At 65.8% G+C, this 13,191-nt stretch carries 13 protein-coding genes; 12 read left to right on the forward strand and 1 reads right to left on the reverse strand.

Translation table 11 applies throughout. The annotated features are described in order from the left end of the window. The first annotated feature begins 2 nt into the window (after positions 1-2). The 8 genes from nifN to nifM all read left to right on the forward strand — a co-directional run bounded on the left by nifN (position 3) and on the right by nifM (position 6,755). Positions 3-1,388 carry a nitrogenase iron-molybdenum cofactor biosynthesis protein NifN gene (nifN, locus tag K5R89_RS19960; RefSeq protein ID WP_217259293.1) on the forward strand — a complete coding sequence of 462 codons (1,386 nt, stop codon included), beginning with the start codon at positions 3-5 and terminating at the stop codon, positions 1,386-1,388. Next, positions 1,375-1,845 (forward strand): NifB/NifX family molybdenum-iron cluster-binding protein, encoded by a 471-nt coding sequence (locus K5R89_RS19965; protein ID WP_048297853.1) that lies wholly within the window; start codon positions 1,375-1,377, stop codon positions 1,843-1,845. The genes nifN and K5R89_RS19965 overlap by 14 nt, the downstream gene beginning before the upstream one ends. A 194-nt stretch (positions 1,846-2,039) precedes the next feature. Further along, positions 2,040-2,879 (forward strand): Fe-S cluster assembly protein NifU, encoded by an 840-nt coding sequence (nifU, locus tag K5R89_RS19970; RefSeq protein ID WP_032454927.1) that lies wholly within the window; start codon positions 2,040-2,042, stop codon positions 2,877-2,879. Between the two features lie 15 nt (positions 2,880-2,894). Beyond that, complete coding sequence (gene nifS, locus K5R89_RS19975) at positions 2,895-4,097, forward strand: cysteine desulfurase NifS (RefSeq protein WP_217259294.1); 1,203 nt, start codon at positions 2,895-2,897, stop codon at positions 4,095-4,097. Positions 4,098-4,112: 15 nt separating this feature from the next. Further along, positions 4,113-5,255, forward strand: a complete 1,143-nt coding sequence (gene nifV / locus K5R89_RS19980) for a homocitrate synthase (protein WP_112201407.1) — start codon at positions 4,113-4,115, stop codon at positions 5,253-5,255. Between the two features lie 2 nt (positions 5,256-5,257). Next, positions 5,258-5,515: a nitrogenase-stabilizing/protective protein NifW gene (locus tag K5R89_RS19985; protein WP_023290346.1), complete on the forward strand. Its 258-nt coding sequence runs from the start codon at positions 5,258-5,260 to the stop codon at positions 5,513-5,515. After that, positions 5,512-5,955: a nitrogen fixation protein NifZ gene (locus K5R89_RS19990; protein ID WP_217259295.1), complete on the forward strand. Its 444-nt coding sequence runs from the start codon at positions 5,512-5,514 to the stop codon at positions 5,953-5,955. Before K5R89_RS19985 ends, K5R89_RS19990 begins: the two co-directional genes overlap by 4 nt. Further along, complete coding sequence (gene nifM, locus K5R89_RS19995; RefSeq protein WP_217259296.1) at positions 5,955-6,755, forward strand: nitrogen fixation protein NifM; 801 nt, start codon at positions 5,955-5,957, stop codon at positions 6,753-6,755. The genes K5R89_RS19990 and nifM overlap by 1 nt, the downstream gene beginning before the upstream one ends. 22 nt (positions 6,756-6,777) lie before the next feature. On the opposite strand, the gene K5R89_RS20000 is transcribed toward nifM, so the two are convergent. Further along, positions 6,778-7,308, reverse strand: a complete 531-nt coding sequence (locus tag K5R89_RS20000) for a flavodoxin (RefSeq protein WP_023290349.1) — start codon at positions 7,306-7,308, stop codon at positions 6,778-6,780. Positions 7,309-7,627: 319 nt separating this feature from the next. On the opposite strand from K5R89_RS20000, the gene nifL reads away from it, so the two are divergent. From nifL to K5R89_RS20020, 4 genes are all read left to right on the forward strand, one after another. Beyond that, complete coding sequence (gene nifL / locus K5R89_RS20005) at positions 7,628-9,112, forward strand: nitrogen fixation negative regulator NifL (protein WP_023290350.1); 1,485 nt, start codon at positions 7,628-7,630, stop codon at positions 9,110-9,112. Further along, the gene (gene nifA / locus K5R89_RS20010; RefSeq protein WP_135732560.1) at positions 9,109-10,683 is read left to right on the forward strand and encodes a nif-specific transcriptional activator NifA; all 1,575 of its coding nucleotides are present in this window, start codon (positions 9,109-9,111) and stop codon (positions 10,681-10,683) included. Before nifL ends, nifA begins: the two co-directional genes overlap by 4 nt. Before the next feature lie 164 nt (positions 10,684-10,847). Beyond that, a complete protein-coding gene (gene nifB, locus K5R89_RS20015; RefSeq protein WP_044524063.1) occupies positions 10,848-12,254 on the forward strand; it encodes a nitrogenase cofactor biosynthesis protein NifB in 1,407 nt (468 codons plus the stop codon). Continuing rightward, positions 12,254-12,769 (forward strand): nitrogen fixation protein NifQ, encoded by a 516-nt coding sequence (locus K5R89_RS20020; protein ID WP_023290352.1) that lies wholly within the window; start codon positions 12,254-12,256, stop codon positions 12,767-12,769. The genes nifB and K5R89_RS20020 overlap by 1 nt, the downstream gene beginning before the upstream one ends. Positions 12,770-13,191: the final 422 nt, after the last annotated feature.

A 13,191-nucleotide genomic window follows, 5' to 3' on the forward strand; every position in this document is an offset into this window, starting at 1 on the left:
CCATGGCAGACCTTATCCGTAGCGAAAAACCGCTGGCGGTGAGCCCGATTAAAACCGGGCAACCGCTCGGGGCGATCCTCGCCAGCCTTGGGCTGGCCCAGGCCATCCCGCTGGTCCATGGCGCCCAGGGCTGCAGCGCCTTCGCCAAAGTTTTCTTTATTCAGCATTTTCATGACCCGGTGCCCCTGCAGTCGACGGCCATGGATCCGACCGCCACGATCATGGGCGCCGACGGCAATATCTTCACCGCGCTCGACACCCTCTGCCAGCGCCACAGTCCGCAGGCCATTGTGCTGCTCAGCACCGGACTGGCGGAGGCGCAGGGCAGCGATGTCGCCCGGGTGGTACGCCAGTTTCGCGAGGCGCATCCCCACCATAACGGCGTGGCGATCCTCACCGTCAACACCCCGGATTTTTTTGGCTCCATGGAAAACGGCTACAGCGCGGTGATCGAGAGCATCATCGAGCAGTGGGTGGCGCCGACGCCGCGTCCGGGGCAGCGGCCCCGGCGGGTCAACCTGCTGGTCAGCCACCTCTGTTCGCCAGGGGATATCGAATGGCTGAGCCGCTGCGTGGAGGCCTTTGGCCTGCAGCCGGTGGTCCTGCCGGACCTCTCCCTGTCGATGGATGGCCACCTGGGTCAGGGGGATTTTACGCCCCTGACCCAGGGCGGCGCCTCGCTGCGCCAGATTGCGCAGATGGGCCAGAGTCTGGGCAGCTTCGCCATCGGCGTGTCGCTGCAGCGGGCGGCATCGCTCCTGAGCCAGCGCAGCCGCGGAGAGGTGATCGCCCTGCCGCACCTGATGACCCTCGACCACTGCGATACCTTTATCCATCAGCTGGCGAAGCTGTCCGGGCGCCGCGTACCGGCCTGGATTGAGCGCCAGCGCGGCCAGCTGCAGGATGCGATGATCGACTGCCATATGTGGCTGCAGGGCCAGCGCATGGCGATGGCCGCGGAGGGCGACCTGCTGGCGGCCTGGTGTGATTTCGCCCGCAGCCAGGGGATACAACCCGGCCCGCTGGTCGCCCCCACCAGCCACCCCAGCCTGCGCCAGCTGCCGGTCGAGCGGGTGGTGCCGGGGGATCTGGAGGATCTCCAGCAGTTGCTGAGCCAGCAACCCGCCGATCTGCTGGTGGCTAACTCTCACGCCCGCGATCTGGCGGAGCAGTTTGCCCTGCCGCTGATCCGCGTCGGCTTTCCCCTTTTCGATCGGCTCGGCGAATTTCGCCGGGTCCGCCAGGGGTACGCCGGCATGCGCGACACGCTTTTTGAGCTGGCCAATCTACTGCGCGACCGCCATCACCACACCGCCCTCTACCGATCGCCGCTTCGCCAGGGCGCCGACCCCCAGCAAGCTTCAGGAGACGCTTATGCCGCCCATTAACCGTCAGTTTGAGATGGTCGACGCCGACGAGTGGTCGATGAAAGTCGCCTTCGCCAGCTCCGATTACCGCCATGTCGATCAGCATTTTGGCGCCACGCCGCGGCTGGTGGTCTACGGCGTCAAGGCGGATCGGGTCACCCTGCTGCGGGTGGTGGAGTTCCCGGTCGTCAGCGGCCATCAGACCGAGAAAATTGCCGAGCGCATCCACGCCCTGGAGGATTGCGTCACCCTGTTCTGCGTGGCGATTGGCGAGGCGGTTTTTCGCCAGCTGCTGCAGGTGGGCGTCCGCGCCGAACGGGTTCCCGATCAGACCACCATCCTCGGCTTACTGCAGGAGATCCAGCTCTCCTGGTATGAAAAAGCGCAGCGCCGCAGCGCGCGGCAACGCGATCCGCAGCGCTTTAACCGCCTGCTGGAAGAGCAGACGTGGCGGGAGGAGCCCGACCCGCAGCCCTGAGCCTGTCGTTTATGTGACAAAGCCCACAAAACGCCACAACAGTGTCGGCTCTGTCGGGGGCGGTTAACCCGCCAGGTCATTAACAAATAAGGTTTTTATGCGTTGGTACCGCTATTGCTTGGGGAACAGTACCACCGCCAGTCTGCGGTGCACCGCGCCCCGGCGTTTTCGTCATCATCCCTGGAGCTGACAGCATGTGGAACTACTCCGAGAAAGTGAAAGACCATTTTTTTCATCCCCGCAACGCGCGCGTGGTCGACAACGCCAACGCGGTGGGCGATGTGGGTTCATTAAGCTGCGGCGATGCGCTGCGCCTGATGCTGCGGGTTGATCCGCACACCGAGATCATCGAGGAGGCCGGCTTCCAGACCTTCGGCTGCGGCAGCGCCATCGCCTCCTCTTCCGCGCTGACGGAGCTGATTATCGGCCACACCCTGACCGAAGCCGGGCAGATCACCAACCAGCAGATCGCCGACTACCTCGACGGCCTGCCGCCGGAGAAAATGCACTGCTCGGTGATGGGCCAGGAGGCGCTGCGTGCGGCTATCGCCCATTTTCGCGGCGAAAGCCTTGAGGAGGAGCATGAGGAGGGCAAGCTGATCTGTAAATGCTTCGGCGTCGACGAAGGACATATTCGCCGGGCCGTGGTGAACAACGGCCTGACCACCCTCGAGGAGGTGATCAACTACACCAAGGCCGGCGGGGGCTGTACCGCCTGCCATGAAAAAATTGAGCTGGCGCTGGCGGCGATCCTCGCCCAACAGCCGCCCGCCCCCCTGCCGGCGGAGACGGCCCACGATGCGCAGTGGCAAAGCGTGGTCGATACCATCAACGAGCTGCGCCCGCACATTCAGGCCGACGGCGGCGACATGACGCTGGTGAGCGTCACCCCGCGCCAGGTCACCGTCAGCCTCTCCGGCAGCTGCAGCGGCTGCATGATGACCGACATGACCCTCGCCTGGCTGCAGCAAAAGCTGATGGAGCGCACCGGAAGTTACATGGATGTGGTGGCGGCCCCGGCCGCGGTTAACTAACCCCAGGGGGACACAATGAAACCTGTTTATCTCGATAACAACGCCACCACCCGTCTCGACCCGATGGTTCTCGACGCGATGATGCCCTTTTTGACCGACTTTTACGGCAATCCCTCGTCGATTCACGATTTTGGTCTGCCGGCGCAGGCCGCCCTTGAACGGGCGCACCAGCAGGTGGCCGCTCTGCTCGGGGCCGACTACCCCAGCGAGATCATTTTTACCTCCTGCGCCACCGAGTCCACGACCACCGCCATCGCCTCAGCGGTGGCCCTGATGCCGGAGCGGCGCGAGATCATCACCAGCGCGGTCGAACATCCCGCCACCCTGGCGGTGTGCGAACAGCTGGAGCGCCAGGGATACCTGATCCACCGTATCGCCGTGGATCGGCAGGGCGCTCTGGATATGGCGCAGTTTCGGGCGGCGCTTAGCCCACGCGTGGCGCTGGTCAGCATCATGTGGGCCAATAACGAAACCGGCGTCATGTTCCCGGTGCCCGAGCTGGCGGAGCTGGCCCATGAGCAGGGCGCGCTGTTTCACTGCGACGCCGTGCAGGTGGTAGGCAAAATCCCGATGGCGCTCAGCCAGACGCGGATCGATATGCTCTCCTGCTCGGCGCATAAATTCCACGGCCCCAAAGGGGTGGGCTGCCTCTGGCTGCGGCGGGGAACGCGTTTTCGTCCGCTGCTGCGCGGCGGCCACCAGGCGCATGGCCGGCGGGCCGGTACGGAAAATATCAGCGGCATTGTCGGCATGGGCGCCGCCAGCGAGCTGGCGCAGGTCCACCTCCCGGGCATGGCGCAGATTAGCCAGCTGCGCGATCGCCTTGAACATCATCTCCTGAGCGCCATTCCGGCGGTAACGGTGATGGGCGCCAGCCAGCCGCGGGTGCCCGGCACGCTTAATCTGGCCTTCGAGTGCATTGAAGGCGAGGCGATCCTGCTGCTGATGAATCAGGCCGGGATCGCCGCCTCCAGCGGCAGCGCCTGCACCTCCGGCTCGCTGGAGCCGTCGCACGTCATGCGGGCGATGAATATTCCTTACACCGCGGCCCACGGCACCGTTCGCTTCTCCCTCTCGCGCTACACCCGGGAAAAAGAGATCGACTACGTCATCGCCGCCCTGCCTCCTGTTATCGACCGGCTGCGCGCCCTGTCGCCCTACTGGCGAAACGGCCAGCCGCTCCTGCAGGATGGCGCCTTCGCGCCGGTCTTCGGTTAAGACGGAGAGACGACAATGGGACGCGTACTGATCAATGACACCACCCTGCGCGATGGCGAACAGAGTCCCGGCGTGGCCTTCCAGGCCAGCGAAAAAATCGCCATCGCCGAGGCGCTGTACGCGGCGGGGATCGAGGCGCTGGAGGTCGGCACCCCGGCGATGGGCGAGGAGGAGTGCGCCCGTATCCGGCTGGTGCGCCGTCAGCTTCCGGGCGCCACGCTGATGACCTGGTGCCGGATGCAGGCCGGCGAAATTCGCCTGAGCGCCGAGCTGGGCATGGACTGGGTGGATATCTCCATCCCCGCCTCCGACAAGCTGCGGCAGTACAAACTGCGCGAGAGCTTACCGCTGCTGCTGGAGCGGCTGACGGGTCTGATCCACCTCGCCCATACCCTTGGCCTGAAGGTCTGCATTGGCTGTGAGGACGCCTCGCGGGCCAGCGACGCGACGCTACGGGATATTGCCCGGCAGGCCGGCGAGGCGGGGGCTGCCCGTCTGCGCTATGCCGACACCGTCGGTATCCTCGACCCGTTTACCACCGCGGCGCAGATCGCCGCCCTGCGTAACGTCTGGCCCGGCGAACTCGAGATGCACGCCCATAACGATCTCGGGCTGGCCACCGCCAACACCCTCGCGGCGGTACGCGCCGGGGCCACCAGCGTGAACACCACCGTGCTGGGCCTGGGCGAACGGGCGGGCAACGCGGCGCTGGAAACGGTGGCGCTTGGGCTGGAGCGCTGCCTGGGCGTCGAGACCGGGGTGCGTTTCACCGCCCTGCCGGCGCTGTGCGAACAGGTGGCCCTCGCCACCCGCCGCCCTGTCGATCCCCAGCAGCCGCTGGTGGGCGAGCTGGTTTTTACCCATGAGTCCGGCGTGCACGTCGCGGCGCTACTGCGCGACAGCCAGAGCTATCAGGCGATCGACCCCGCCCTGCTGGGCCGCGGCTATCGGCTGGTGCTGGGCAAACACTCCGGTCGCCAGGCGGTTAACGGCGTCTTCGACCGGATGGGCTATCACCTGACGTCAGCGCAAATTGACCAGCTGCTGCCGGCGCTCCGCCACTTTGCGGAAACCGGCAAACGCAGCCCGCGGGATGAAGAGCTGGCGGCAATCTATCACGCGCTCTGCGGCGCCGAAACGCTGCAGGCCAGGGGGTAAGCATGGAGTGGTTTTATCAGATCCCCGGCGTAGACGACCTGCGCTCCGCCGACGCCTTCTTTCAGTTTTTCGCCGTTCCCTATCAGCCCGAACGTCTGGCCCATTGCAGCCTGCCGGTGCTGGCCGCCTTTCACCGCAAGCTGCGGGCGGAAGTGCCCCTGCTCAACCAGCTGGAGGAGAACCCGCGCGCGCACTGGCTGCTGGCGCGCCGGCTGCTGGCGGAGAGTTATCAGCAGCAGTTCGAGGAGAACACGCCATGAGACCCACATTTACCTTTAGCGAAGCGGTCCGCGTCGTGCGCGCCATCCGTAACGATGGCACCTATGCGGGCCTGCCGTCCGGCGCCCTGTTGGTGCGCCGGGGCAGCATCGGCTATGTCCGCGACTGGGGGGTATTCTTGCAGGACCAGGTCATCTACCAGGTCCACTTCCCGGAGAGCGACCGGATCGTCGGCTGCCGCGAACAGGAGCTGATTGCCGGCGATCGTCCCTGGATGGCGGGGAATCTGCAGTATGGCGATAACGTCACCTGCCAGACGGCGCTGACGTTGCAGGGCGAAGTGGTGGTCAGCGTCGGTCAGCAGGGGCGTATTGAGGCCACCGATCGGGGCGAACGCGGGGACGGCTATATCGTCGACTTCGGCGGCCGCTGGTTCCAGGTTCCGGTGACCGCGCTGGCCCTGGCAGAGGAGGAAGAATAATGCAGCCATGGCAACGATTTGGCCGGCGGCGGCTGGCGCAGAGCCGCTGGAACTGCGAACCGGCGGCCATCGCCGCGGCGGACCGGGAGGCCTTCGAGGCGGCCTGGCAGCGTCAGGCCCGCGTGGAGCAGGCGCTGGTCGCCGAAGTCGCGCCAGAGGCAATCCCCGCCGCGCTACGGGAAGGCCTCGCCGCTTCGCTGCGCCTCTGGCTGGATGAGGGCGGATTTACGCCGCCGGAGCGGGCGGCGATCGTCCTGCACCATGCCCGGCTGGAAACCGCCTTCGCCGGGATTGCCAGCCAGGCGCCGCAGCCGGATCCCGCCGCGGTGCAGGCCTGGTATCTGCGGCATCAGGCGCAGTTTATGCGCCCGGAACAGCGGTTGACCCGCCATCTGCTGCTCACCGTCGATGGCGATGAGCAGGCGGTTTACTCGCGCATCCAGGCGCTTCATGGGCAAATCGCGGCCTCCCGCGAGGCGTTTGCGCCGCTGGCCCAGCGACACTCCCACTGCCCGAGCGCGCTGGAAGGCGGGCGACTGGGGTGGATCGGGCGGGGGTTGCTCTATCCGCAGCTGGAGGAGGCCCTGTTTGCGCTGACGGAAAATGCGCTGAGCGCGCCGGTGGCCAGCGAGCTGGGCTGGCACCTGGTATGGTGCGAAGCCATCCGCCCCGCCGCGCCGATGACGCCTGAACAGGCGCTGGAAAGCGCCCGCGATTACCTTATTCAACAGAGCCAGCGCCGCCACCAGCGCCAGTGGCTGGCTGAGATGTTAGCGCGCCAGCCGGGGCTGTGCGGGTAGCCGACAGGCCACCCGCCAGCGTCTACAGCAGGTGCGGTTTGATCTCCTCAAGCCAGGTCGCCAGACGCGTTTCGGTCTCGTCGAACTGGTTATCCTGGTCCAGCACCAGCCCGACAAACCGCTCCCCCTCCAGCGCCGATGAGGCGCTGAACTCATACCCCTCGTTCGGCCAGCTGCCGATCATCGTCGCCCCGCGGGCGCGCAGGGCGTCGTACAGCGGCCGCAGCCCGCTGGCGAAGTTATCGGGATAGCCGCGCTGATCGCCGAGGCCAAACAGCGCCACCGTTTTTCCCTGCAGGCTGACGTCGCCGAGGTTGCGGATAAACTCGGCCCACGACTCGCTCTCGCCCCCGGCCTCAAGGCCAGGCAGCTGGCCGTCGCCCAGCGTCGGCGTGCCCAGCAGCAGGGCCGGGTAGGCCAGCAGGTCCGCCAGCGTGGCGCGGTTAATATTGACCGGGGCGGCGGCGGCCTCCCCCAGCTGCTTGTGGATCAGTTTCGCGATCTTGCGGGTTTTACCGGTATCGGTGCCAAAGAAAATGCCAATGTTCGCCATAGTACGCTCCTGTCGGAATGGTGTCGGAAATAGGGATTACCGCAGGGGTATTGCGAAGGCTGTGCCAGGTTGCCCTGCACCGTGACGGCTCATCCCTGCCCCATCAGGATCGCTTCCCGCCGCCGCAGCGCCCGCGCAAGGCGCCCCCGGCGGACCGAAAGGTAAAAATCAGCGGATTTTCCCCCTGTCGGATCAATGTTTCGTTCGGTCGTTTCGATAAGGGCGCACCGTTTGCATGGTTATCCGGGTTCGGCTCAGCCCGCCGCGATCCGCGCAGGGTGTCGGACAATTTGTCATAACTGCGACACAGGAGTTTGCGATGACCCTGAATATGATGCTCGATAACGCCGCGCCGGAAGCCATCGCCGGCGCGCTGACTCAACAACATCCGGGGCTGTTTTTTACCATGGTGGAACAGGCCTCAGTGGCGATTTCCCTCACCGACGCCAGCGCCAGGATCATCTACGCCAACCCGGCGTTTTGCCGCCAGACCGGCTATTCGCTGGCGCAATTGTTAAATCAGAACCCGCGCCTGCTGGCCAGCAGCCAGACGCCGCGCGAGATCTATCAGGAGATGTGGCATACCCTGCTCCAGCGTCAGCCGTGGCGCGGCCAGCTGATTAACCAGCGGCGGGACGGCGGCCTGTACCTGGTGGAGATTGACATCACTCCGGTGCTCAGTCCGCAAGGGGAACTGGAGCATTATCTGGCAATGCAGCGGGATATCAGCGTCAGCTATACCCTGGAGCAGCGGCTGCGCAACCATATGACCCTGATGGAGGCGGTGCTGAATAATATTCCCGCCGCCGTGGTGGTAGTGGACGAGCAGGATCGGGTGGTGATGGACAACCTTGCCTATAAAACCTTCTGCGCCGACTGCGGCGGCCGGGAGCTGCTCACCGAGCTGCAGGTCTCCCCAGGCCGGATGACGCCCGGCGTGGAGCAGATCCTGCCGGTGGCGATACGCGGGGCCGCGCGCTGGCTGTCGGTGACCTGCTGGCCGCTGCCCGGCGTCAGCGAAGAGGCCAGCCGCTACTTTATTGACAGCGCCCTGGCGCGAACCCTGGTGGTGATCGCCGACTGTACCCAGCAGCGCCAGCAGCAGGAGCAGGGCCGCCTCGACCGGCTGAAGCAGCAAATGACCGCCGGCAAGCTGCTGGCGGCGATCCGCGAGTCGCTGGACGCCGCGCTGATCCAGCTGAACTGCCCGATTAACATGCTGGCGGCGGCCCGTCGGCTGAACGGCGAGAGCAGCGGCAACGTGGCGCTGGAGGCCGCCTGGCGCGAAGGGGAAGAGGCGATGGCCCGGCTCCAGCGCTGTCGCCCGTCGCTGGATCTCGAAAACCCCGCCGTCTGGCCGCTGCAGCCCTTTTTCGACGACCTGTGCGCCCTCTACCGCACCCGCTTCGATGCCGAGGGGCTGCAGCTGGACATGGCCTCGCCGCATCTGATCGGCTTTGGCCAGCGCACTCAGCTGCTGGCGTGCTTAAGCCTGTGGTTCGACCGCACCCTGGCCCTCGCCGCCGAGCTGCCTTCCGTCCCGCTGGCGATGCAGCTCTATGCCGAGGAAAACGACGGCTGGCTGGCGCTGTACCTGACCGACAACGTGCCGCTGCTGCAGGTGCGCTACGCCCACTCCCCCGACGCGCTGAATTCGCCGGGCAAAGGCATGGAGCTGCGGCTGATCCAGACCCTGGTGGCGCACCATCGCGGGGCCATCGAGCTGACTTCCCGGCCGCAGGGCGGCACCTGCCTGACCCTGCGTTTCCCGCTGTTTAACACCCTGACCGGAGGTGAAGCATGATCCCCGAATCCGACCCGGACACCACCGTCAGACGCTTCGACCTCTCTCAGCAGTTCACCGCCATGCAGCGGATAAGCGTGGTGCTGAGCCGCGCCACCGAGGCCAGCAAAACGCTGCAGGAGGTGCTCAGCGTATTGCACAACGATGCCTTTATGCAGCACGGGATGATCTGTCTGTACGACAGCGAGCAGGAGATCCTCAGTATCGAAGCGCTGCAGCAAACCGAGCAGCAGACTCTCCCCGGCAGCGCGCAGATCCGCTATCGTCCCGGCGAGGGGCTGGTGGGGACGGTGCTGGCCCAGGGGCAATCGCTGGTGCTGCCCCGGGTCGCCGACGATCAGCGTTTTCTCGACCGCCTGAGCCTCTACGATTACGATCTGCCGTTTATCGCCGTGCCGCTAATGGGGCCCAACGCCCGGCCCATGGGCGTGCTGGCGGCCCAGCCGATGGCGCGCCAGGAAGAGCGGCTGCCGGCCTGCACCCGCTTTCTCGAAACCGTCGCCAACCTCATCGCCCAGACCATCCGGCTGATGCTCCTCCCGGCCTCCGCCACCCTGCCGGGCCGCCAGCCGCCGAAGGTGGAACGGCCGCCGGCCTGCTCGTCGTCGCGCGGGGTGGGCCTTGACAATATGGTCGGCAAGAGCCCGGCGATGCGCCAGATCGTGGAGGTGATCCGCCAGGTTTCGCGCTGGGACACCACTGTGCTGGTACGCGGCGAAAGCGGCACCGGGAAAGAGCTGATCGCCAATGCCATCCACCACCATTCCCCGCGGGCTGGCGCCGCCTTCGTCAAATTTAACTGCGCGGCGCTGCCGGACAACCTGCTGGAAAGCGAACTGTTCGGCCATGAAAAAGGCGCCTTTACCGGCGCGGTGCGCCAGCGTAAGGGGCGTTTTGAGCTGGCGGATGGCGGCACCCTGTTCCTCGACGAGATTGGCGAAAGCAGCGCCTCGTTCCAGGCTAAGCTGCTGCGCATCCTGCAGGAGGGAGAGATGGAGCGGGTCGGCGGCGATGAGACCCTGCGGGTGAATGTCCGCATCATCGCCGCCACCAACCGCCACCTGGAGGAGGAGGTCCGGTTGGGCCACTTCCGCGAGGATCTTTACTATCGCCTGAACGTGATGCCCATCGCCTTGCCCCCGCTGCGCGAGCGTCAGGAGGACATCGCCGAGCTGGCGCACTTTCTGGTGCGCAAAATTGGCCAGCATCAGGGGCGCACGCTGCGGATCAGCGAGGGGGCGATCCGTCTGCTGATGGAGTACAGCTGGCCGGGCAATGTTCGCGAACTGGAGAACTGCCTCGAACGATCGGCGGTGATGTCCGAGAGCGGCCTGATCGATCGCGACGTGATCCTCTTCACCCACCAGGAACGTCCGGCCAAAGCCCTGCCCGCCAGCGGGCCGGCGGAAGACAGCTGGCTGGACAACAGCCTGGACGAACGCCAGCGGCTGATCGCCGCGCTGGAAAAAGCCGGCTGGGTGCAGGCCAAGGCGGCGCGGCTGCTGGGGATGACGCCGCGCCAGGTCGCCTACCGGATCCAGATCATGGATATCACCCTGCCGCGTCTGTAAGCCACGGTGTCAGGTTCAGGACATTGTCGCCTGCGCGGCGGGAACACGACAATATTTTGCCGCAGGGATGCGGAATAACACCTTTCTTTTCAGCATGATAAAAAATCCCTCTCTGGTATGCCCTTTGCAGCAGGAAGGTATCGCCCAACCAAGAAGGTACGACCATGACTTCCTGCTCTTCTTTTTCCGGCGGCAACGCCTGTCAATCGGCGGACGCCAGCGCGTTAGCGCCGCGGGTGGCCGATAAGGTCGCCGCGCACCCCTGCTATTCCCGCAGCGGGCACCACCGTTTCGCCCGGATGCATCTCCCGGTCGCTCCGGCCTGCAATCTGCAGTGCAACTACTGCAACCGTAAATTCGACTGCAGCAATGAATCCCGCCCCGGGGTGTCTTCGACGCTGCTGACCCCCGAGCAGGCGGTGCTGAAAGTGCGCCAGGTGGCCCAGGCCATCCCGCAGCTGTCGGTGGTCGGCATTGCCGGGCCCGGCGATCCGCTGGCCAATATGACCCGCACCTTCCGCACCCTGGAGCTGGTCCGCGATCAGCTTCCGGACCTGAAATTATGCCTGTCGACCAACGGGCTGATGCTGCCCGACGCGGTGGATCGCCTGCTGGAGGTCGGTGTGGATCACGTTACGGTGACCATCAATACGCTGGATGCCGGCATCGCCGGACAAATCTACGCCTGGCTGTGGCTCGACGGCGAACGCTACCGCGGGCGGGAAGCCGGGGAGATCCTGATAGCCCGCCAGCTGGAGGGGGTCCGCAGGCTGACCAACGCCGGGGTGCTGGTCAAGATAAACTCGGTGCTGATCCCGGGGATCAACGACAGCGGCATGGCCGAGGTCAGCCGTTGTTTGCGGGAAAGCGGCGCGTTTATTCACAATATTATGCCGCTGATTGCCAGACCGGAGCACGGCACGGTCTTTGGCCTCAACGGCCAGCCAGAGCCGGACGCCGGGATGCTCGCCGCGATCCGCAGCCAGTGCGGGGCCGCGATGCCGCAGATGACGCATTGCCACCAGTGCCGCGCCGACGCCATCGGCATGCTGGGCGAAGACCGCAGCCAGCAGTTTACCCAGCTGCCGGACCCGGACAGCCTCCCCGACTGGCTGCCCATCCTCCATCAGCGCGCCGAACTTCATGCCAGCCTCGCCACCCGGGGAGAGTCGGAGGCCGATGATGCCTGTCTGGTGGCAGTGGCCTCCAGCCGCGGCGAGGTGATTGATTGTCATTTTGGCCATGCCGACCGCTTCTCGATCTACAGCCTGTCTGCCGCCGGCATGGTGCTGGTGGGCGAGCGCTTTACGCCAAAATATTGCCGCGGCGCGGAGGAGTGCGGGCCGCAGGAGAACGAAGCCAGACTGGCGGCGCTTCTCGCGCTGCTCGCCGACGTGAAAGCGGTGTTCTGCGTGCGTATCGGCCATACGCCATGGCAACAGCTCGAGCGACAGGGCATTGAGCCGCAGGTGGACGGCGCGTGGCGGTCGGTCGCCGAGGTGCTGCCCGCCTGGTGGCAGCGGCGACGACAGAGCCTGGCGGCATCGCGCCTGCGTCAGGGGGTCGCCTGATGGCGCCGGTCGACTGGTTGACCCGCCTGTGGCGACGGTATCACGCCGGAAAAGGCTGCTTTCCGCTGCGCATGGGGCTCAGCGTCGAGGCGTGGCTGGCCCTGCAGCAGCGGCTGGGCGAGGTGGCGACGCCGCTGGACAGCGAGGCGCTGAGCCGCCGCCGGCTGATGACGGAGCTGAATGCCACCCGCGACGAAGAGCGCCGCCAGCTGGCGCGATGGCTGGCGGAGTGGATCGCGCCGGGAGCCGAACCGATGGCGCCGATCGTCGCCGGGGCGGCGCTGGCGTTTAATCATCTATGGGAGGATCTGGGTCTGGATTCGCGGGCGGAACTGGGCCGGCTGATGAGCGACTGCTTTCCGCAGCTGGTGGCGCAGAATGTCCACCATATGCGCTGGAAGAAGTTCTTTTATCGCCAGCGCTGCCTGCAGTCGCAGGGGGAGATCGTCTGCCGCTCGCCGAGCTGCGACGAATGCCTGGAGCGTAGCCTCTGCTTCGAACCGCCGCCGCAATAGACACCCCGCAGGTGCCCCTGCGGCTGCCCCAAAAATGCCCCTGTTTAACCGCTTTACGCGGATTTCTGCCGGGTGGCGCTTCGCTTACCCGGCCTACAAAACCATCTACCTATCAGAAGGTTACTCAACACCCCAGGCCCGGCAAGCGCCGCGCCGCCGGGCAAGGACAGCGGGCGCGGAGCCGCTTGTGTGCCGGGTGGCGCTTCGCTTACCCGGCCTACAAAGTCATTTACCTATCAGAAGGCTACTCAACACCCCAGACCCGGCAAGCGCCGCCGGGCAAAGACAGCAGGCGCGGAGCCGCTTGTGTGCCGGGTGGCGCTTCGCTTACCCGGCTTACAACGCCATTTACCTATCAGAAGGCTACTCAACACCCCAGACCCGGCAAGCGCCGCCGGGCAAAGACAGCAGGCGCGGAGCCG

This window comes from Klebsiella sp. TF21-TM (assembly GCF_019753495.1).
Taxonomy (GTDB): Bacteria; Pseudomonadota; Gammaproteobacteria; order Enterobacterales; family Enterobacteriaceae; genus Klebsiella; species Klebsiella quasipneumoniae.